This window comes from Streptococcus sp. SP1, assembly GCF_030440005.1.
GTDB lineage: Bacteria > Bacillota > Bacilli > Lactobacillales > Streptococcaceae > Streptococcus > Streptococcus parasanguinis.
Genome location: NZ_JAQFJJ010000008.1, coordinates 22,238 through 43,677, shown reverse-complemented (window position 1 = coordinate 43,677; position 21,440 = coordinate 22,238). Strand labels below are relative to the sequence as shown.

Annotated in this window: 17 protein-coding genes; 11 read left to right on the top strand and 6 right to left on the bottom strand. The window is 41.3% G+C overall.

What is annotated here, in order from left to right; all coding sequences use genetic code 11:
- Window positions 1-90 precede the first annotated feature (90 nt).
- From PCY07_RS05575 to PCY07_RS05535, 9 genes are all read left to right on the top strand, one after another.
- Entirely contained in the window at window positions 91-1,350 is a 1,260-nt protein-coding gene (locus tag PCY07_RS05575; protein WP_301355535.1) for a S41 family peptidase, read from the top strand.
- Window positions 1,351-1,519: 169 nt separating this feature from the next.
- Complete coding sequence (locus tag PCY07_RS05570) at window positions 1,520-1,648, top strand: teichoic acid D-Ala incorporation-associated protein DltX (protein ID WP_003002102.1); 129 nt, start codon at window positions 1,520-1,522, stop codon at window positions 1,646-1,648.
- Window positions 1,649-1,666: 18 nt separating this feature from the next.
- Window positions 1,667-3,217, top strand: a complete 1,551-nt coding sequence (dltA, locus tag PCY07_RS05565) for a D-alanine--poly(phosphoribitol) ligase subunit DltA (protein ID WP_156672496.1) — start codon at window positions 1,667-1,669, stop codon at window positions 3,215-3,217.
- Entirely contained in the window at window positions 3,214-4,467 is a 1,254-nt protein-coding gene (dltB, locus tag PCY07_RS05560; protein ID WP_003017621.1) for a D-alanyl-lipoteichoic acid biosynthesis protein DltB, read from the top strand. Before dltA ends, dltB begins: the two co-directional genes overlap by 4 nt.
- A 15-nt stretch (window positions 4,468-4,482) precedes the next feature.
- A complete protein-coding gene (dltC, locus tag PCY07_RS05555) occupies window positions 4,483-4,722 on the top strand; it encodes a D-alanine--poly(phosphoribitol) ligase subunit DltC (protein ID WP_003002265.1) in 240 nt (79 codons plus the stop codon).
- The gene (gene dltD, locus PCY07_RS05550) at window positions 4,715-5,983 is read left to right on the top strand and encodes a D-alanyl-lipoteichoic acid biosynthesis protein DltD (protein WP_070505991.1); all 1,269 of its coding nucleotides are present in this window, start codon (window positions 4,715-4,717) and stop codon (window positions 5,981-5,983) included. The genes dltC and dltD overlap by 8 nt, the downstream gene beginning before the upstream one ends.
- A gap of 251 nt (window positions 5,984-6,234) precedes the next feature.
- Window positions 6,235-6,462, top strand: coding sequence for a hypothetical protein (locus PCY07_RS05545; RefSeq protein ID WP_041818390.1), 228 nt, complete (start codon window positions 6,235-6,237; stop codon window positions 6,460-6,462).
- Between the two features lie 97 nt (window positions 6,463-6,559).
- Entirely contained in the window at window positions 6,560-8,314 is a 1,755-nt protein-coding gene (gene aspS / locus PCY07_RS05540; protein WP_003017619.1) for an aspartate--tRNA ligase, read from the top strand.
- A 75-nt stretch (window positions 8,315-8,389) separates the two neighbouring features.
- Entirely contained in the window at window positions 8,390-9,331 is a 942-nt protein-coding gene (locus tag PCY07_RS05535) for a YitT family protein (protein WP_301355542.1), read from the top strand.
- 181 nt (window positions 9,332-9,512) lie between these two features.
- On the opposite strand, the gene pulA is transcribed toward PCY07_RS05535, so the two are convergent.
- From pulA to PCY07_RS05505, 6 genes are all read right to left on the bottom strand, one after another.
- Entirely contained in the window at window positions 9,513-11,588 is a 2,076-nt protein-coding gene (gene pulA, locus PCY07_RS05530) for a type I pullulanase (RefSeq protein WP_301355544.1), read from the bottom strand.
- A gap of 8 nt (window positions 11,589-11,596) precedes the next feature.
- The gene (locus PCY07_RS05525) at window positions 11,597-12,580 is read right to left on the bottom strand and encodes a LacI family DNA-binding transcriptional regulator (protein ID WP_003018012.1); all 984 of its coding nucleotides are present in this window, start codon (window positions 12,578-12,580) and stop codon (window positions 11,597-11,599) included.
- 11 nt (window positions 12,581-12,591) lie between these two features.
- A complete protein-coding gene (locus PCY07_RS05520; RefSeq protein WP_049518381.1) occupies window positions 12,592-13,404 on the bottom strand; it encodes a DUF1189 family protein in 813 nt (270 codons plus the stop codon).
- Between the two features lie 143 nt (window positions 13,405-13,547).
- On the bottom strand, window positions 13,548-14,390 hold the full coding sequence (locus PCY07_RS05515) for a sugar ABC transporter permease (RefSeq protein ID WP_045764049.1): 843 nt from the start codon (window positions 14,388-14,390) through the stop codon (window positions 13,548-13,550).
- 1 nt (window position 14,391) lies between these two features.
- Window positions 14,392-15,687, bottom strand: a complete 1,296-nt coding sequence (locus PCY07_RS05510; RefSeq protein ID WP_301355548.1) for a sugar ABC transporter permease — start codon at window positions 15,685-15,687, stop codon at window positions 14,392-14,394.
- A gap of 127 nt (window positions 15,688-15,814) precedes the next feature.
- Window positions 15,815-17,071: an extracellular solute-binding protein gene (locus PCY07_RS05505; protein WP_070587695.1), complete on the bottom strand. Its 1,257-nt coding sequence runs from the start codon at window positions 17,069-17,071 to the stop codon at window positions 15,815-15,817.
- 446 nt (window positions 17,072-17,517) lie between these two features.
- On the opposite strand from PCY07_RS05505, the gene malQ reads away from it, so the two are divergent.
- Both malQ and glgP read left to right on the top strand, forming a co-directional pair.
- On the top strand, window positions 17,518-19,047 hold the full coding sequence (gene malQ / locus PCY07_RS05500; RefSeq protein WP_195227580.1) for a 4-alpha-glucanotransferase: 1,530 nt from the start codon (window positions 17,518-17,520) through the stop codon (window positions 19,045-19,047).
- Between the two features lie 46 nt (window positions 19,048-19,093).
- Window positions 19,094-21,352, top strand: a complete 2,259-nt coding sequence (glgP, locus tag PCY07_RS05495) for a glycogen/starch/alpha-glucan family phosphorylase (RefSeq protein WP_301355551.1) — start codon at window positions 19,094-19,096, stop codon at window positions 21,350-21,352.
- Window positions 21,353-21,440 lie beyond the last annotated feature (88 nt).

The window sequence follows — 21,440 nt, the reverse complement described above, 5'->3', positions numbered from 1 at the left end:
GCTATCCTACTTTAGGATAGTTTTTTAGGGTTTTAAGAACTTTTTAAGAAAAAGTGGTATACTGTTTCTAAAAAATGGAAGGAATCTTTTATGAAAAAGACTGCTATTTTTGAAGATGTCGTCTCTATTATGACCCATGATTCATCTACCATCAAGGATCGAAAAGGATGCGATCCAGAGCCTTTTCGAGAAAACATTACAGATGATATGACAGATGATGCTTTTCTCTATCAAGTTAAGGCTTACCTAGCTAGTTTTGGGGTGATCGGGCATATTTCCTTTCGAGATAAAAAAGCCAGTCAAAAAGGGTTTCTTTTGAGAATAAATGGACAGAAATTGTATGTTGAGGAAGCTAATGAAGATACTGGTCTTCAAGTAGGAGATCAGATCCTAGGTCTGGATGGGAGTGACTTGGATCAGATAGCTTCTCTTCATAAAGACTATTTTATTAGCAAGAACCCCGAAAGACATTATAGAGAATGGGCAGATTTGGTCTCTCAGTCAACTAGTGTCACCCTGCTTCGAGAAGGGATAGAAAAGTCCATTGAAGTAGTACCCAGTCGAGAACCGATCCAGGATCATATTTTTTGGAAACGATTAGACGATGAGATTCTTTATCTTCGTCTGGATAACTTTATGGATGAGAGAGCTATTAGTCGGGTATATCAAGAGTGTTTACCGATGATGACGGAAATCAAGTTTCTTCTCATTGATGTCCGACGCAACAGTGGAGGGACAGATTCTTTATATATCCCTCTATTGCATCTAGGTTTAGAGAAGGATCAGGGCTATGAAGGCATTGATTGGGATGATGATGGCATGGAAATTCTCTACACGGAGCGAAATGTTGACCTGCGCTTGAAAGACTTTGAGAACTGGATACAACAGGAAGAAATTAGTCCTGAAACAGTTAAGCTGCTTGAAGATATGAAAGAGGATTTGCTCCGCCATCGGGGAGAAGGCTATGTACCGTATAAGGAAGAAAGCGAGGAATTTTTCCCAGAGGTCAGAGGAAGTCACTATCCTGAACAGATCTTTATCTTGTCAGATATCTACTGCGCTTCTTCTGGAGATAATTTCGTCCATATGATGAAGCAGTTTAAGAAGGTAACGGTGGTGGGTCGACCAACTCTCGGAATTCTAGACTACTCTAATTGTTGTACGGTTGATTATGATAATTTTTGTTTAATGTTTCCCACTTCTCGCTGTTTAAGCGTGGATCAAGGTAAAGGAATGACGGATCAGGGTGTTCTACCAGATATAGAGATTCCTTGGACACCTACCCATTTTGAAAGAGACGTGGATCTGGACAAGTGTCTAGAGTTGATTCATCAGGGGACTGTGAAATAGAATAGGATTTCAACCAGAAAACTGATTAAAGAAAAATACTTTTGTTAGACGGCTTGAATGATCTGAAATGATAACGTTTTCTACCACATTCTCACTATGTTTAAAATTGCTTACTTGGTATAAAAAATGGTAAAATAGTGAGTAACAATCAAAATGAAGAGTGAAACTTATGAAACATAAAACACTTTATAAATTTATCGGGCAGACGGTCTTGTATTTCGCCATTTTCCTAGCCCTACTTTATTTCTTTAGTTACCTTGGTCAAGGTCAGGGTGGCTTTATCTACAACGAATTTTAGAAAAGGAGACTCCTAGCCGTGTCAAACCAACCAATTACTGATATGATCGAGACAATTGAACGTTATGCGCAACTACAACCAGACTATCCGGTTTACAATGTCCTTGGTGAGGAGCATACCTATGGCCAATTGAAGGCTGATTCAGATAGCTTGGCTGCCCACCTTGACCAAATGGGACTTCCTGAAAAGTCACCTGTAGTGGTCTTTGGTGGACAAGAATATGAAATGTTAGCAACCTTTGTGGCTTTGACAAAATCTGGCCATGCCTATATCCCAATTGATAGCCACTCTGCCTTGGAGCGCGTGTCTGCCATTGTTGAAGTAGCAGAGCCAAGCTTGATTATTGCCATCAATGAATTTCCATTGGAAAACCCAGCTGCTCCAATCATGTCTTTGGAGCAAGTGCGTGAAGCTTATGCGGCTCAGCATGCCTATGACTTGCAACATCCAGTCAAAGGGGATGATAACTACTACATCATCTTTACCTCAGGGACAACCGGAAAGCCAAAAGGGGTGCAAATTTCGCACGATAACTTGCTCAGCTTTACCAACTGGATGATTACGGACAAGGAATTTGCAACGCCAGAGCGTCCGCAAATGTTGGCGCAACCGCCCTATTCCTTTGACTTGTCTGTCATGTACTGGGCACCGACCTTAGCTCTTGGAGGAACGCTTTTCGCCCTTCCATCAGCTATCACTCAAGACTTCAAACAACTCTTTACAACGATCTTTTCTCTTCCGATTGCGATCTGGACTTCAACACCATCTTTCGCAGATATGGCCATGTTGTCTGAAGATTTCAATGCTGAAAAGATGCCAGGAATCACCCATTTCTACTTTGATGGGGAAGAGTTGACCGTTAAAACGGCTCAGAAATTGCGCGAGCGTTTCCCAAATGCGCGCATCATCAATGCTTACGGCCCAACGGAAGCAACTGTAGCTCTTTCGGCCGTAGCCGTAACAGATGAGATGTTAGCTACTTTGAAACGTCTGCCAATTGGTTACACCAAAGAAGATTCTCCAACCTTCATCATTGATGAGGCAGGAAACAAATTGCCAAATGGTGAGCAAGGGGAGATTATCGTATCTGGCCCAGCCGTTTCAAAAGGTTATATGAATAATCCAGAGAAAACAGCAGAAGCCTTCTTCGAATTTGAAGGTCTTCCAGCCTACCATACGGGAGATGTCGGAACCATGACGGATGAAGGTCTCCTTCTCTACGGTGGACGGATGGACTTCCAAATTAAGTTTAACGGTTATCGTATCGAGCTAGAGGATGTCTCTCAAAACTTGAATAAATCGAAGTATATTGACTCAGCAGTCGCAGTACCGCGTTATAATAAAGATCACAAGGTCCAAAATCTCTTGGCCTATGTCATCTTAAAAGAGGGCGTCAAAGAACAATTTGAGCGCGAAATTGATATCACGAAAGCCATTAAGGAAGATTTAGAAAACATCATGATGTCTTATATGATGCCTTCAAAATTCCTTTACCGTGACAGCCTGCCATTAACACCAAACGGGAAAATCGACATCAAAGGGTTGATTAGCGAGGTTAACAACCGATGATCGAGTTTTTGAAACAGCTCCCTCATTTAGAACACTATGGAACACCGATCTATTTTATCTACCTCATTCTAGCTTTTTTGCCGATCTTTGTGGGCCTCTTTTTCAAAAAGAGATTTCCGGTATATGAAGGACTTGTGAGTCTGATCTTTATCATTTTGATGCTGACAGGTTCGAATCTCAAGCAAATTTATGCCCTGCTCTTTTACGTAGTCTGGCAAATCTTGATTGTGTATTCCTACAAGATTTATCGTCAGAAAGCGGACAATAAGTGGATTTTCTATCTTCATTCCTTCTTGTCTGTCTTGCCCCTGATCTTTGTTAAGGTGGAGCCAGCGATCAAGAATGGGCACCAATCCTTGTTTGGATTTTTAGGGATTTCGTATTTAACTTTCCGGGCTGTCGGAATGATCATCGAAATGCGAGATGGTGTCTTGAAAGAATTCACACTCTGGGAATTCTTACGCTTTATGCTCTTTATGCCGACCTTCTCAAGTGGGCCGATTGATCGTTTCAAGCGTTTTAATGAGGATTATAAAGCCATTCCTGAGCGTGAAGAATTATTGGATATGTTGGAGCAAGCCGTTAAGTACATCATGTATGGCTTCCTTTATAAATTTATCCTAGCTCATATTTTTGGCCACTTATTGTTAGGTCATGTGCAGACCTATGCCTTGTCTCAAGGTGGATTCTTCAATATCGGAACGCTGGGAGTCATGTATGTTTATGGTTTTGATCTCTTCTTTGACTTCGCGGGCTATTCGATGTTTGCTTTAGCAGCTTCCAATCTGATGGGGATTAAAAGTCCTATCAACTTTGATCGTCCCTTTAAATCACGTGACTTAAAGGAATTCTGGAATCGTTGGCATATGAGTTTATCTTTCTGGTTCCGTGATTTTGTCTTTATGCGTCTCGTGATGGTATTGATGCGCAATAAAGTATTCAAGAGCCGGATTACCACCTCAAATGTTGCCTATATTATCAATATGTTGGTTATGGGCTTCTGGCACGGGGTGACCTGGTACTACATTGCTTATGGGCTCTTCCATGGGCTTGGACTGGTTATCAATGATGCTTGGATTCGTAAGAAAAAGACCATCAATAAAGAAAGAAAAGCAAAAGGATTGGATCCTATACCGGACAATCGTTGGACCAAAGCTTTAGGGATCTTTATCACCTTTAACACGGTAATGCTGTCCTTCCTGATTTTCTCAGGATTCTTGGATCAACAATGGTTTCCAAAATTGAAATAAAAGGAGTATAGAAAAATGGATGTAAAATCACAAGTAATTGAAATTATTGACGAATTGTTTATGGAAGATGTCTCAGACATGATGGATGAGGATCTATTTGATGCGGGTGTCCTTGATAGTATGGGAACAGTCGAATTGATTGTGGAACTGGAAAATCGCTTTGGAATCCGTGTTCCTGTATCTGAATTTGGACGCGATGATTGGAATACTGCTAACAAGATCGTAGAAGGTGTAACGGAGCTTCAGAATGCTTAAGCGTTTGTGGCTGATTTTAGGGCCCGTATTTTGCGCGCTCCTCATGGTAGCAGCTTTATTATTCTTTTATCCAATCAATCATAAGCACAACTATACTGAAGAGAAAAAAGCTGCGGTTAGTCTGAATGCAGAAGGCTTCAAGAGTCGTACAAAGAAGCAAGAAGCACTTTCGGATCCACAGCATCGCTTTGTTCCTTATTTCGGCTCAAGTGAATGGTTGCGTTTTGATGTGGTGCATCCAGCAGTTTTGGCTGAAAAATATGACCGCAATTACAGACCCTACTTTTTAGGAGAACGTGGTGCGGCTTCTTTGAACCAGTATTTTGGGATGCAACAGATTTTGCCAGAACTCAAGGACAATACAGCTGTTTATGTAGTTTCTCCGCAATGGTTCACCAAGAAGGGCTATGATTCCTCTGCCTTTCAACAATTCTTTAATAGCGATCAGTTGAATAGCTTTATTGCAAATCACCAACAGGATGCTGCATCCCAGTATGCTGCAAAGCGTCTGTTACAACAGTATCCAAATGTCGCCTTTCAAAGTGTTGTAACGAAAATTTCTCAAGGAAAGAAAATTTCCGGATTTGATCAGTCTTTGAACCAGTTTGTTTCCCACCTTGTTCAACGCGAAGATGCTTTGTTTAGTAATCTTGCAACGCGTACAAATGGGAATTACGATAAGAAAGTCAAAAAACGTCTACAAGATTTACCAGATCAATTCTCATATGAGAAATTGGAAGAAATTGCAACGGCTGAAGCAAAAGTCAAAACCAATAACAACGACCTTGGGATCAGCAATCATTTTTACAATACCCGTTTAAAAATGAAGTTGAAGAAACTAAAAGGTTTCCAAAAAAACGAATCCTATGTTCAATCTCCAGAGTACAATGACTTGCAATTGGTTCTAGACCAGTTTGCTAAATCTCGGACCAATGTTATCTTTGTCATTCCTCCAGTTAATGCCAAATGGATGAAATACACAGGCTTGAGCCAAGACATGTATGAACAGGCTGTTCAAAAGATTCGTTACCAATTGAAAAGTCAAGGTTTTACTAATATTGCAGACTTTTCTAAAGATGGTGATCAGTCCTATTTTATGGAAGACACGATTCATATGGGATGGAATGGTTGGTTAGCCTTTGATAAAGCGGTCAATCCCTTTGTCACAAAGGCTGAAAAAGCACCAACTTACCATCTAAATGATCGCTTCTTCAGTAAAGACTGGGCCCAATATAAAGGGACACCAGACGAATTTAAATAATGCTTGATCAAAGGGGGCAGGATCGAATCCTGGCTCCTTGATTTGTGAGAAAAGTGAGAGAAAGTCACAAACGAGCAAGAGAGTTATCCACAGGTTGTGGGAAACTTGCTTGTAAATGGGTGAAAGCAAGTCCTGATGCTGATGGAACTTCCTCTTTTGAGGGGAAAACAGGTGAAAGTTATCCACATTTTTGTGGATAAGTAATAAAAAACAGTGGATAAGTCAGCTAGTTTGTGAAAAGGAGAAATAGTGTGAAAAAAATTTGGTTTTACGCAATCGTTCAGGGAATTGTGATCTTTTTTATTGTGGGTGGCATGACCTACGCACTTAGGGGAGATTTCTTTTTCCGCTACCTATCCCCTATTTTTGGACTAGCAGCAGCTGTCTTGCGATTTGGGACAGCGACTTTAATGAAGGTGCTAGCACCCACTCTCTACGATGATCCCAAAAAGAAGGAAGAAGTCAGTCACGATAACTAAAGAAGTTGCTGACTGAAAAAGTTGAGCTAAAGGCCACTTTCTGTTGGTCTTTATGGTAAAATAGAAGGAAGAATATTAGTTTGGAGATTAATTAGAAATGAAACGTTCAATGTATGCTGGACGTGTTCGTGAAGAACACATTGGAACTCATATTACCTTGAAAGGATGGGTTAGCCGTCGTCGTGACTTGGGTGGTTTGATCTTTATCGATCTACGCGACCGCGAAGGAATCATGCAATTGGTGATCAATCCAGAAACAGTTAGTGCAGAAGTGATGGCTACAGCTGAAAGCATCCGTAGTGAATATGTTGTAGAAGTGACAGGTCTTGTGGAAGCTCGTGAACAAGCTAATCCGAACTTGCCAACTGGAGCAGTAGAACTCAAGGTAGAAGCTATTACGGTTCTTAATACTGCTAAAACAACACCATTTGAAATCAAGGACGGAATTGAAGCCAATGATGATACCCGTCTTCGTTACCGCTACTTAGACCTTCGTCGTCCTGAGATGTTGGAAAATCTCAAACTCCGTGCAAAAGTAACTCATTCGATCCGCAATTACTTAGATGAATTAGAATTTATTGATGTGGAAACACCGTTTCTTTCTAAGTCAACTCCAGAAGGAGCACGTGACTACCTGGTTCCTTCTCGTGTCAATAAGGGTCATTTCTATGCCCTTCCACAAAGTCCTCAGATTACAAAACAATTGTTGATGAATGCTGGATTTGACCGCTATTATCAAATCGTGAAGTGTTTCCGTGATGAGGATTTACGTGGAGACCGTCAACCTGAGTTTACACAGGTCGACTTGGAAACCTCTTTCTTGAGTGATCAAGAAATCCAAGATATCACAGAAGGCTTGATTGCCCGTGTTATGAAAGAAACCAAGGGAATTGAAGTAACACTCCCATTCCCACGGATGAATTATGATGATGCCATGGCCTTGTATGGTTCAGATAAACCAGATACACGTTTTGAAATGTTGCTTCAAGACTTGACAGATCTTGTCAAGGGTGTAGACTTTAAAGTCTTTTCAGAAGCTCCAGCAGTTAAGGCGATCGTTGTCAAAGGCGCAGCGGATCATTACTCTCGTAAAGATATCGATAAATTGACAGAAATTGCGAAGCAATACGGTGCAAAAGGTCTTGCTTGGGTGAAATATGCTGAAGGTGCTTTGAATGGTCCTGTTGCGAAGTTCTTGACAGACTTGACAAGTGACTTGACAGCTGCTTTACAGTTAGAAGACAAAGATCTAGTTCTCTTTGTAGCAGATACTATTGAAGTAGCCAATGCAACGCTTGGTGCTTTGCGTGTTCGTCTTGCGAAAGAGCTTGACTTAATTGACAACGATCAATACAACTTCCTTTGGGTAGTAGATTGGCCAATGTTTGAATGGTCTGAAGAAGAAGACCGTTATATGTCTGCTCACCATCCATTTACACTTCCACAAGCTGAAACAGAACATGAATTGGAAGGCGATCTTTCAAAAGTTCGAGCAATTGCCTATGATATCGTCTTAAATGGCTATGAATTAGGTGGAGGAAGCCTACGGATTAATCATAAAGACTTACAAGAACGGATGTTCAAGGCGCTTGGATTTACAAAAGAAGCTGCTAATGAACAATTTGGTTTCTTGTTGGAAGCAATGGATTACGGTTTCCCACCACATGGAGGATTGGCGATTGGTTTGGACCGCTTCGTGATGCTTCTTGCAGGCGAAGATAATATTCGGGAAGTCATTGCCTTTCCTAAGAATAACAAGGCGACAGATCCAATGACACAAGCTCCTTCTGTCGTTTCTGAAAAGCAATTGGATGAGTTAAATCTTCAAGTAGAAGTAGCAGAGCAAGAATAGGACAAGAGAGAAAAGGGAAAGTCTAGAAATCAGTTGCTCTAAGATTTTCCTTTTCTTCTAATCGATGGATTGAAAATGAAAAAAACTCGCTTTCATAAGCTATTTCGCTATCATGTGCGGCGACTAGCTTATAACATTAAATTATTGCGCGTGCTGAAGAGTATCTCCCGTGAGAAATACGATGAAAAAGTGTCAGCTTCCTTGCTGTATGGTTTTCTATCAGCGATTGCCGTCAACTTCTTCTTTCAACCAGGACATGTATACTCCAGTGGGGCAACAGGGCTAGCTCAGATTTTATCTGTCTTGAGCCAACGTTTTATTGGCTTTACGATTCCCGTTTCCTTGACCTTTTATGCCATCAATATCCCTTTGATGATTGTGGCTTGGTATCAAATTGGTCATAAATTTACCATCTTTACCTTTATCACGGTTTCGATGAGTTCCCTCTTTATTCAGTTCGTGCCAGTGATTACGTTGACCAACGATCCGATCATGAATGCCCTATTTGGTGGGGTTGTCATGGGAACAGGAATTGGTTTTGCTCTTCGGAACAACATTTCCAGTGGGGGAACGGATATTGTCAGTTTGACGATTCGAAAACGGACAGGAAAGAATGTCGGCAGCATCTCCTTTTTGGTCAATGGGACCATTATGTTGATCGCTGGTCTGACCTTTGGTTGGAAATATGCCCTTTACTCTATGATTACCATCTTTGTATCGAGTCGAGTAACGGATGCTGTCTTTACCAAGCAAAAACGGATGCAGGCAATGATCGTAACGAGCCAGCCGGATGCCATTGTTGAAAAGATTCATAAAAAATTGCATCGTGGAGCAACCATTATCCACAATGCAGAAGGAACCTATAACCATCAGGAAAAAGCGGTTCTGCTGACAGTTATTACGCGTGCAGAGTTTAATGAATTCAAATATATTATGAAAAAAGCTGATCCTCAAGCTTTTATCACCATTTCAGAAAACGTTCATATCATTGGACGCTTTGTAGAAACAGAAGAATAAAAATAAGAGAGTGGGACAGAAATCGGTAATTCGTTAGAATTCGATTTCGTCATCCCACCTCCGCACAGTTGAGTAGGGCTGTAAAAGCTGATGAAATCAGCGTAGTAGAGCCCACTCAACCACTGCGTCTTTCTCGACAATCCAAAAATAATTGAGAGGCTAGGACTTTTGTCCCAGCCTCTTATTTTGTTGATTTAGTTTCGCGGAGAAGGAGCCAACTATGGGCAGGAATAGAAAGTTTCTTTCCTTTAGGAATGGGCGCTTGGAGGTTGGCATGAGGATAAGCAAATAGCAGCTGACTATCGCTCGGATGTTGATAGGTCTGTTCTTGATCACCGATATTGACAAGAATCGTTATTTTTTCACGATTTTTTTCAATCGTGTAGATAAAATGATGGTCAGACAACCATTTGACATCACAGTAGTCGCGAATCTCTTGCCCTTTTTTCAAACGAAGGAGTGGCTGTGATTTCCGATAAGCAATCAATTCTTCAAGAAAAGCAATTTCTTCTTGGCATTTTGGAAGGGATGTCCAGTCCAATTGGTTGAGACTATCTGGCAAGTTATAGGTGTTGTCTTCGAGCCCTTTTGTGCGATAAAATTCTTGACCAGCATGGATAAACGGCACTCCTTGAGATACTAGTACCAAATGAAGCGCGAGACGTGAGAGAGCTTTTCGATCTTCTAAACGAATCTCTTCCTTTTCAAGTTGGAAATAATCAAAAACAGTTGCATTGTCGTGGCATTCGACGTACTGAATGGCTTGTTGAGGTTGGGTGAAATGAGCAGGCCTTACTTTACCAACATTTGCTGTTAGGATGTTAGCAAAATCATTTGCAGGATGTTGACTCTCACGGCGGTGACCGGCTACAAGTGTTCTCTTGACCGTATCCCGGAAGTTATCACTGAAAAAGCCCAAGGCTGGTAATCGTTTCGAATTATACTGGTGAGCGAGCTGATCTTCAGAGAGGCCGGTATCCATCTTCCACCCTTCCCCATAGAGATAGATGTTAGGATAGATTTCACGGAGTTCTTCTGCAATCTCTGTCATGGTTTGAATGTCTAGGATTCCCATCAAATCAAAGCGAAACCCATCAAAGCCGTAGAGGGAAACCCATTGTTTGAGGGATTGCTTGATATACTGTCTCACCATGGAGCGTTCACTTGCCACGTCATTTCCACAGAAGGTTCCATTGGTCCACTCTCCCTCTGCATTATAACGGTAGAAATAACCAGGAACGATCTGTTCAAAAGCGTACTCATCTGCCTGGTAGACGTGATTGTATACTACATCCATGATGACACTCAGATTAGCCTGGTGATAAGTGTCAATAGTGTCTTGAAGCTCTAGGATTCGCGCATAAGGATCGTTAGGATCACTCGCATAGCTTCCTTCTGGAACATTGTATTGGACAGGATCATAACCCCAGTTGTAGGCTTTCCATTGATCCTCTTCATCGACACTACCGAAATCATAGACAGGAAGTAATTGTACATGGGTAATGCCCAGTTTTTGAAGGTAATCAAATCCAAGGATCTCACCATTGAGTTGGGGCGATTCTGTCAACCCTTTAAACTTACCAGGGTGCTTAAAGCCAGCCTCTTTCTGGGCAGAGAAATCCCGAACGCTCATCTCGTAGATGATTGCTTCTGTTGGGTCTAATTGACGAGTGGCACGCCTGATAGGACGTGTGATCTTCTTCCGGTCGATGACGAAGCTATCTCCAGAGTTCGCTAAAGAGGATAGAGCATAGGGATCATGAATCCGACGTTCTAGGCCATTGACACGAAATTCATAGTGGTAGGCAGCTCCTTCCCAATCCCCTTTGAGCACGACTTCCCAGACACCGTTTTCTGTACGGGTCATTGGATACATACGATCCTCAATATGGAGGGTCACATTTTGAGAAATGGGTGCCCAGAATTTAAATCGCGTCTGACTTGGTGTGTAGAAACTTCCTAGATCTTCTCCACTATAGGTGAAGGTTTGATCAAAAATGGGTTTGCGAACAATTTGACCATAGTGGAGAATAGTAGAATTTCCAGCAGCATCGTAGATGGTGTACTCTTCTCCGAGTTCAAGCGGAATAGGGCTCAAGAAATAGTCTCCTGTATCAGTCACTCCACTTGACGTTTTGACAGGTATTAAGGCAAGACGACCTTGGTTTGTTTCCAAATAAAAAGGAAGGATATGATCCTCTCCTTTTTGGATACGAATCAGGTCTTGGTCATCTAAATAAGCAGTAAATGTAGACATAAAGACTCCTAAAGTTTCGTAATGGTATGGTCAATCAATTGACGGTAGCAAACAGTTTTTCCTTCTTTGTGATCTTTGATAATTTGTAGAATCGTCCGAACAGATTCACGTCCGAGTTCCACCGCATTGATGTCAATATAGGCTTCAATATCGAGTCGTGGCTTGATCGAATCAAAGGAAATAATCGGGATTGTCAGCTGGTGTTCTAATAGGTATTGGCGCACCCCTTCAGCAACGAGAATATCGGTTGTCATGATGGCATCTAGTTCTGTTAGGGGAAGACTCTCCATCATTTGATAAGAATTGTCTTCCAACATAAAACCAAATGAAAAATGGACCAGTTTTTCATCGAGAGGAATCCCTGCTTTTTGGAGGGCTTCTTTATAACCTTCGTAGCGGTCTTGAGATACAGATAGCTCTTTGTTTCCTCCAATAAAAGCAATTTTTCGGTAATTTTGTTGAATGAAATAATCCGTCGCATCAAATGCAGCCTTGATATTATCATTATCCACTAGCGATACAAAAGGTGAAGCTGCCTTTCCGAGAATGAGGAAGGGGAACTTGTCTTTGATCGCAAATTCAACGAGGGGATCATTCGGGTTGGAATAAAGGAAAATCAAACCATCTACACGATTTCCGTAGATGAGTTGTTTGAGATTATCGAGCCGCCGTTCTTCATTTTGACCCGTACAGATTTGGATGGCATAATCATTGTCTGAAGCAATCTGGGTAATCCCTCTTAAAACAGTTGGGAAGAAAGGATTCTGGTAGAAAACGTCACTATCGATTGGTAGAACCAAAGCAATGACTTGACTAGATTGACTGACAAGACTACGAGCATTAAGATTGGGATGATAGTCCAGTTCGACCATAGCCTCACGGACACGTTTTTTTGTTTCATCACTAATCGTGGATTTATTTTGGATGACGCGCGTGACAGTTGAAGGCGCGACGCCAGCGAGTTTCGCTACATCTTTGATGGTAACACGCATGAGAAAACCTCCTAGCGGTGATAGTCTGGATCACGGAAGTGGGTCTTATAAAATACCATAGCAAGATAGAGTACAAATAAGACATTTTGGATCATGATCGTCGTAGTAAATACTTGATGGAATAGTAAACTGATGAGGACACTTAGTAAAATAGGGAGTCCCAAGCAATTCAGAATACAATTGAAACATTCCTTGAAAGTTTGTAGTGAAAAGAGTCGAGATTTTCGTGTCAAGTAGAGGAAGAAAGATGCCCCTACGATGAGAATCAAATAATTGACTGTCGATAAGAAGCCAGAGAAAATCACGAGAAAGAGACTGACAGGGAGTCGATTTTCACGGAACCAATCGCTAGAGATAGCTTGAGTGAAGCTTTTTTTATCCCGGAGGCTCTCTTGATTGATAGCCTGGTATGAGACGGTAGCGAGTTCTTTATTTTCTTTTGAGATGATCAACTGTTTGCGATCAAAATGGAGGGTTAACTCCTTGCCCTCACTCGCCTTTGCTTCTTGGCCCAAGACAACCTGTCCTTTTGAAGTCTTGTGTACAGGGTTGTTTCCTGTATAGGTGAGCTCTTGGTCTTTGATCACGACGTGTTCTTGGATATCTTTCATGACGTCATTTGATAAAGGATCAAACACGTCACTAACAAAAGTTGTTAAGGGATAGGTTTTGAGTTGAGCATTTTGAAGAGCCACTGGTAATAGTGTGACAGAAATCAGAAAGAAAGAAGTAAAAATCATTTGGAACCAACTCAGTTTTTTGCGGTTTGCAAAAGAAGAGCGGAAATTGAAGATACTTGCGAAATAATTAAAAGGATAGGGCATGAGATGACCTTTCTAAACATAAGAGAGTCAGAGATGCAAAGAGGAAACTCTTTGATTGATTTTATTCTTAACGAAGGGTAGTAAAGTATCCACCATACTACCCTTAACTTAAAAATAAAATGTGTTTGAAATAAGGTTCTATTTTATCCTTTATCCCCACCAGCTGTCAAGCCTGAAACAAAGTTCTTTTGTAGGAAGAAGAATAGAATACAGATTGGAACTGCGATCAAAATGGCACCGGCTGCAAAGAAGGCGATCTTTTGATCTTTTTGGTCACTGATAAAGGTTTGAAGACCAACGGCTACAGTATAGTTTACTTCATCACGAAGCAAGAATTTAGACAAGATATAGTCTCCGAAAGGACCCATGAAAGCCCAGAGTGCTTGAACGGCGATCATTGGACGAACAAGTGGAAGGACAATTTGCCAGAAGCGACGGAAGTGCCCTGCACCATCCAATTTCGCAGATTCATCAAGTGAGATTGGAACGGTATCGAAGTATCCCTTCATCAACCAAGCGTTCATCGGAATACCACCACCAACATAAAGGAAGATCAAGAACCAAGGTTGGTTCAAGGCATTCAGCATCAAAGCCATAACGAAGAAGGCTGTGAGGGCTGCCATGGTTGGAACCATTTGAATAATCAAGAAGAAGACCAAACTTTGCTTACGCGCCAAGAAATTGTAACGGCTGTATGCGTAACCTGCGAAGGTGACAATACTTGTTTGCACAATCATGGTGATAATGGCGATAACCAAGGTATTCATATACCAAGTCCCATAAGGAGTTTCAGAGAAAAGTTTTGAGAAGTTATCAAAATTAAGATTGCCACTTAAATCAAGTGTAAAGGCACTGACATTCCCTGATTTGAAGGCTGATAAAACCGTAATCAACAATGGATAAATGATAACGATTGAAAGAACCACCATGTACAGGTAAGTCAAGAAATGATTGAGGCGGCGTTTAAATTGAACTGAATTTTTCATTTTATACATCCTCCATATCAAATGCATGTAGTTTCTTGAAGGCAATCATAGAGATTGAGATCACGATTACAGAGATAATCAAGGTTACCGCAGCAGCCATTGAATATTGAGGAGAGGTATTGGTTGTCAACTTATAGATCCAAGAAATCAAGATATCTGTAGATCCAGCATTTCCTCCGACAGAACCGGGTCCCCCATCGTTAAACAAGTAAATGATGGAGAAGTTGTTAAAGTTGAAGGTGTATTGACTGATCAAGGTTGGTGCTGCAACAGCCATAATCATTGGGAAAGTGATGTTGCGGAATTTTTGCCAACCATTGGCACCATCAATATAAGCAGCTTCGTAAAGATCGTTTGGAATCGATTGAAGAATCCCCAAAGTCAAGACGTAGATATAAGGGAAGCCAAGCCAACCTTGCATCATAATCAAAGCGATTTTTGTCCAAGTAGGATCTGTCTTCCAAGGAATCAAGACACCATCTAAGAATGGGAAGATCTTTGCAAACAATGGGATAACTTGGGCGTTGATGGCACCGACACTATCGTTAAACATATTTGAGAATGTAAGGATAGTGATGAAGGCTGGAACAGCCCAAGGAAGCAAGAAGATAACCCCAAAGATTCGTTTTCCTTTTACGAATGGTTGGTTTGCCACAATGGCTGTCAAAATACCGAGTACAATTTGAAGAGTTGATGCTGCGAGAGCCCAAATCAAGGTCCAGCCAAGAACAGATGTAAAGGCTGAACGGAAGGTACTCAAGGTCCACATGTTAGTGAAGTTTTGGAACCCGATCCAATCCAACAAGGTTGTTGGTGCGGTATGTTTGAAGTCATAGTTGGTAAAGGCGATCATCAAGGTAACCAAAACTGGGAAGATAATCGCAAAGGTCATAGCGATATAAGAAGGGATAATCAAAAGATAAGGGAAGCCATTTTCATAGATTGCTTGCACCATTTCTTTTCCAGTTTTTGGAACTGCAATACCATTATTGATACGTTTTGCAACGGTTCCCGCATCCTTAATATTTAAGGCATAGAATAGGAAGTAAACAATGGTAATGATCAAGTGGAAGGCGCCACGAATCAAGATAAAGAGAGAATTATCTTGTCCACGGACTGTTCCAAGTGTAACCAATTTCGTTAATTCTCCAGCTCCGATTCCTAGGAAATAGGCGAGAAAGAGGACGGTTACGGCAAGAAAAATATAGCCTTTGGTTTTTTGTTTGTTATAAATTTGCCCAAGACCCGGGACCAAAGAGAGGCACATAGCCTTTTTTGGGTTTTGTTCTGTAGTCATTCAAATCTCCTTATAATGTCCTTGCTAGAGAGCAAGAAGACAAGTCCGACAGTGAGTTGTACTTGAAAATTGAACATAAGAGGTTGGGACCTTGTCGCCAACCTCTTACTGAAACCTAAAAACTGTCTTATTTGCTACCGAATTTTTGTTCGATGGTTTCTTTAATCAATTTCACTGCATCGTCAGCAGCAGCTTTTGCAGATTTTTTACCACTTACAGCATCGAAAAGCATAGTAGCAGCTGGATCCCAAACAGCACTCATTTCAGAGATGTTTGGCATTGGTTGAGCGTTCTTGAACTGATCAACAACGGCAGTTGTCAACTCATCGTTTTTGCTAACTGCATATTTACGAGCTTCTGTGTTGGCAGGAACTTCATTTGTCTTGTCAAACAAAGCTTTTTGTTGGTCAGTGCTTGTCAAGAAGTCAATGAATTTTTGAGCGCCATCAAGGTTTTTCGCACCTGCTGGGATAACCCAAGCTTTACCACCACCAAAGGCAGAATATTGTTTTCCGTTTGGAAGAGTTGGAATAGTTGCGACACCGTAGTTTACTTTAGCTTCTTTCAATGAAGCAGCTTTCCAAGGACCGTCGATGATAGCAGCTGTTTTACCTTCTTGGAATTGTGTTTGGATGAAGTTAGCAGCACCTTTTGTATCTTGCAAACCTTTTGGCCATTTAGCATACCAAGTTTTCGCATATTCGATACCGTCGATAGAACCTTGGTTGTTTAATCCAAGATCTTTAGCATCTGTACCATCTTTACCAAATACATAACCACCATTACCTGAAAGCAAACCGTAAGCATAGTAGAAGTTTGTCCAGTCAGCTAAGAAGGCAGTTGTTTTACCAGGTTCGCTAGCAAAGTCGTATTTGCTATCTTTTGCAAGATTTTCAAGGTCACCAAATGTTTTTGGAGCTTCGCTTACAAGATCTTTATTATAGTAGAGAACCAAAGTTTCGATCACGGCAGGTGCACCGTAAACTTTACCACCGTTTGTTACAAGAGCTTCAGTTGTTTTATCTGTATGGCTATCTTTGTTTAATGTCACTTCAGCTAATTGACCATCGTTACCAAGACCACCTACACGGTCGTATGGTGCCATCATAACGTCTGGAGCTTTTTTAGATTGGTTATCAAGAGAAAGGTTATCCAATCCACCAAGAGCATCACCAGTTTTGATTTTAACTTTTACGCCATTTTCTTTTTCAAAAGCTTTTGCAGCTTCTTCAACATAAGATTTGTAGCCTTTGTCTACATAGACGTTGATTTCTTTACTTGCCTCAGAAGAACCTGATGAGCTATTGCTACAAGCAGCAAGCAAGAAGCCGGCAAAACCAACTGTACCAAGTACAGCAGCACTACGTAAAATTGTACGTTTCATGATTTATTCCTCCTAAAGAATAAAAAAAAGATATTAATTAGAAACCGTTTTAGACAAACGTTTTCCTAAAACGACTTAAGTATATCACAAGACGAAAACGTTTGCAAGTGCTTTTGAAAAAATTTTTTAAAAATATTTTAATTCCGAACTTTCTTCTATAAAATAGATTATTTTGTTGACATTAGCCAAAGGAAAGAATACACTAGGGATGAGGGCACTCTGAAAAAAAGTTAAAAAGTTTTTAAGAAACCCCTTGCAGAAAATATGGAAAAAGTTTATAATGGCATGGTACGCAAACGTTTTCGCAAAAATTGCGTAAATAGAGTTGCGCCTGTTCGATTTTAACAAAGAGTAGAGCCGCTCGAGAGCTGGATACGACTCTGCAACGATACCCATACCGTGCACCGAATCGCAGGCTTCAAAGAAATAAAAAGAGGTGGTAACCCATGAAAAAACGTCAAAGTGGTGTTTTGATGCACATTTCTTCCCTTCCTGGACAATACGGAATCGGATCATTCGGACAATCAGCTTATGATTTTGTTGATTTCCTCGTTCGGACCAAGCAACGTTACTGGCAAATTTTGCCACTTGGTACAACTAGTTATGGAGATTCTCCATACCAATCTTTCTCAGCTTTTGCTGGAAACACTCATTTTATTGATTTCGATCTTTTGATCAAACAAGGTTTGTTGACAGAAGCAGACCTTGAAGGAGTTGACTTTGGTCAAGATCCTTCTCAGGTTGATTATGCAAAAGTTTTTGAGCAACGTCGTCCCTTGCTTGAAAAAGCAGTTGCGAATTTCTTAAAATCAAGTGATCAAAAAGAATTCCAAGCTTTTTGCGAAGCCAATGCTTCTTGGTTGGAGCTATTCGCAGAATACATGGCTATTAAAGAACACTTTGATTTAAAAGCGTGGACAGAGTGGCCAGATGCTACCATTCGTGGACGTCAACCTGAAGCCTTGGCGCACTACCGTGAAGAATTGGCGGATAAATTGACTTACCATCGTGTAACTCAATTCTTCTTCTTCCAACAATGGTTGGCCTTGAAAGCTTATGCCAACGACCACCACATTGAAATTGTGGGAGATATGCCAATCTATGTGGCAGAAGATTCAAGCGACATGTGGGCTAATCCTCATCTCTTCAAAACAGATGAAAACGGAAAAGCAACTTGCATTGCAGGATGCCCGCCAGATGAGTTCTCAGCAACTGGTCAACTTTGGGGGAACCCAATCTATGACTGGGAAGCAATGGACAAAGATGGCTACCAATGGTGGATTGAACGCTTGCGTGAAAGCTTCAAGATCTATGACATCGTTCGGATCGACCACTTCCGTGGTTTCGAATCATACTGGGAAATCCCAGCTGGTTCTGAAACTGCAGCACCTGGTAAATGGGTTAAAGGTCCTGGCTACAAACTCTTTGCAGCAGTGAAGGAAGAACTCGGTGATTTGAACATCATCGCTGAGGACCTTGGCTTCATGACAGACGAAGTCATCGAACTTCGTGAACGCACTGGCTTCCCAGGAATGAAGATTCTTCAATTTGCCTTCAATCCTGACGATGAAAGTATCGATAGCCCTCACTTGGCACCAAACAACTCTGTGATGTACACTGGAACACATGATAACAACACAGTTCTTGGATGGTACCGCAATGAAATCGACGATCCAACTCGTGAGTACCTTGCTCGTTATACCAACCGGAAAGAGTACGAATCTGTACCGCATGCTATGCTTCGCACCGTCTTTGCTTCCGTCAGCTTCATGGCGATTGCTACTATGCAAGACTTGCTTGAGTTAGATGGCTCAGCTCGGATGAACTTCCCATCTACTCTCGGTGGTAACTGGTCATGGCGAATGACAGCGGATCAATTGACTCCAGCTGTCGAGCAAGAATTGCTTGATTTCACTACGATCTATCGTCGTGAAAACAAAGACTTGAAAAAAGAAGTTACGAAAGCAGAAAAATAATCTTTCCCCCTATTAAAAAATTGTTGAAACAAAGGAGACTCCCAACATGGAATCATTACAAAAATATGTGATTGATCATCATCAAAAAACAATTGCTGAATGTTCAAATGAAGAATTGTACCTTGCTTTGCTTAATTACACCAAGCAAGCAAGTGCCCAAAAGAAATTAAATACTGGTAAGAAAAAAGTTTACTATATCTCAGCTGAGTTCTTGATCGGTAAACTCTTGTCTAATAACTTGATCAACTTGGGTCTTTACGACGATGTCAAAAAAGAATTGTCAGATGCTGGTAAAGACTTGATCGAAGTCGAAGAAGTGGAATTGGAACCATCACTTGGTAACGGTGGTTTGGGACGTTTGGCAGCCTGCTTTATCGACTCTATCTCAAGCCTTGGTTTGACAGGGGATGGGGTTGGTTTGAACTACCACTTTGGTTTGTTCCAACAAGTCCTTAAAAACAACCAACAAGAAACGATTCCAAACGCATGGTTGACTGACCAAAGCTGGCTCGTTCGTTCAAGCCGTAGCTACCAAGTGCCATTCGCACACTTTACATTGACTTCTACCCTTTATGATATCGACGTACCTGGTTACAAGATCGATACGAAGAACCGTTTGCGCTTGTTCGACTTGGATTCAGTTGATTCATCTATTATTGAAGATGGTATTAACTTTGACAAGACAGATATCGCTCGCAACTTGACCCTATTCTTGTACCCAGATGATAGTAACCGTCAAGGGGAATTGCTCCGTATCTTCCAACAATACTTCATGGTATCAAATGGTGCACAATTGATCATCGACGAAGCCATCGAAAAAGGAAGCAACTTGCATGACCTTGCTGACTATGCTGTTGTACAAATCAACGATACTCACCCATCAATGGTCATCCCTGAATTGATCCGTCTTTTGACAGAACGTGGTATTGAAATGGATGAAGCCATCTCTATCGTTCGTAGCATGACGGCTTACACTAACCACACAATCCTTGCGGAAGCCCTTGAAAAATGGCCACTTGAATTCTTGCAAGAAGTGGTTCCTCACTTGGTTCCGATCATTGAAGAATTGGACCGCCGTGTTCGCGCTGAATACAAAGATCCAGCTGTTCAAATCATCGATGAGAATGATCGCGTACACATGGCACACATGGATATCCACTATGGATTTAGCGTAAACGGGGTAGCAGCACTTCACACAGAAATCTTGAAGAATTCTGAGTTGAAAGCCTTCTACGACATTTACCCTGAAAAATTCAACAACAAAACAAATGGTATCACTTTCCGTCGTTGGCTCATGCATGCTAACCCAACCTTGTCACACTACTTGGATGATATCCTCGGACGTGACTGGCACCATGACGCATCTAAATTGGAAGACCTTCTTTCTTATGAAGATAAAGATGCAGTCAAAGCGAAATTGGAAGATATCAAGTCTCACAACAAACGGAAATTGGCTCGTTTCTTGAAAGACCATCAAGGTGTGGAAATCAATCCAAATTCTATCTTTGATACCCAAATCAAACGTCTTCACGAATACAAACGTCAACAAATGAACGCTTTGTATGTGATCCACAAATACTTGGACATCAAAGCTGGAAATATCCCTGCTCGTCCAATCACTGTTCTTTTTGGTGGTAAAGCAGCTCCTGCCTACACCATTGCACAAGATATCATCCACTTGATCCTTTGCTTGTCTGAAGTGATTGCAAACGATCCAGCGGTAGCTCCACACTTACAAGTTGTTATGGTAGAAAACTACAACGTAACTGCTGCAAGCTACTTGATCCCAGCTAGCGATATTTCTGAGCAAATCTCTCTTGCTTCGAAAGAAGCTTCAGGTACTGGTAACATGAAATTCATGTTGAATGGTGCATTGACACTTGGTACTATGGATGGAGCCAACGTGGAAATCGCTGAATTGGTTGGACGTGACAACATCTACATCTTCGGTGAAGATTCAGAAACTGTTATCGATCTTTATGCCAAATCAGCATACAAATCAGCAGACTTCTATGAACGTGAAGCCATCAAACCATTGGTAGACTTCATCGTCAGCGATGCCGTTCTTGCAGTTGGGAACAAAGAACGCTTGACTCGTCTTCACAATGAATTGATCAACAAAGACTGGTTCATGACTCTTCTTGATTTGGAAGACTATATTGTAACCAAAGAACGCATGTTGGCTGACTACGAAGATCGTGATGCATGGTTGGATCAAGTCATCGTTAACATTGCGAAAGCAGGATTCTTCTCATCTGACCGTACGATCGCTCAGTACAACGAAGACATCTGGCACTTAAACTAATCACTAGTTGTTAGACCAAGGTCCTTCAGATCTTGGTCTTTTTTGTATCTTTGAGAGAGGCCACTGGTGAACTTTTAGGGATGTGCAA

Coding starts and splice junctions, on each gene's coding strand:
- glgP (WP_301355551.1), top strand. CDS start 19,094: ATGGAATCATTACAAAAATATGTGATTGATCATCATCAAAAAACAATT.
- malQ (WP_195227580.1), top strand. CDS start 17,518: ATGAAAAAACGTCAAAGTGGTGTTTTGATGCACATTTCTTCCCTTCCT.
- dltD (WP_070505991.1), top strand. CDS start 4,715: ATGCTTAAGCGTTTGTGGCTGATTTTAGGGCCCGTATTTTGCGCGCTC.
- PCY07_RS05515 (WP_045764049.1), bottom strand. CDS start 14,390: ATGAAAAATTCAGTTCAATTTAAACGCCGCCTCAATCATTTCTTGACT.
- PCY07_RS05510 (WP_301355548.1), bottom strand. CDS start 15,687: ATGACTACAGAACAAAACCCAAAAAAGGCTATGTGCCTCTCTTTGGTC.
- pulA (WP_301355544.1), bottom strand. CDS start 11,588: ATGTCTACATTTACTGCTTATTTAGATGACCAAGACCTGATTCGTATC.
- dltB (WP_003017621.1), top strand. CDS start 3,214: ATGATCGAGTTTTTGAAACAGCTCCCTCATTTAGAACACTATGGAACA.
- dltC (WP_003002265.1), top strand. CDS start 4,483: ATGGATGTAAAATCACAAGTAATTGAAATTATTGACGAATTGTTTATG.
- PCY07_RS05525 (WP_003018012.1), bottom strand. CDS start 12,580: ATGCGTGTTACCATCAAAGATGTAGCGAAACTCGCTGGCGTCGCGCCT.
- PCY07_RS05505 (WP_070587695.1), bottom strand. CDS start 17,071: ATGAAACGTACAATTTTACGTAGTGCTGCTGTACTTGGTACAGTTGGT.
- PCY07_RS05535 (WP_301355542.1), top strand. CDS start 8,390: ATGAAAAAAACTCGCTTTCATAAGCTATTTCGCTATCATGTGCGGCGA.
- aspS (WP_003017619.1), top strand. CDS start 6,560: ATGAAACGTTCAATGTATGCTGGACGTGTTCGTGAAGAACACATTGGA.
- PCY07_RS05575 (WP_301355535.1), top strand. CDS start 91: ATGAAAAAGACTGCTATTTTTGAAGATGTCGTCTCTATTATGACCCAT.
- PCY07_RS05520 (WP_049518381.1), bottom strand. CDS start 13,404: ATGCCCTATCCTTTTAATTATTTCGCAAGTATCTTCAATTTCCGCTCT.
- PCY07_RS05570 (WP_003002102.1), top strand. CDS start 1,520: ATGAAACATAAAACACTTTATAAATTTATCGGGCAGACGGTCTTGTAT.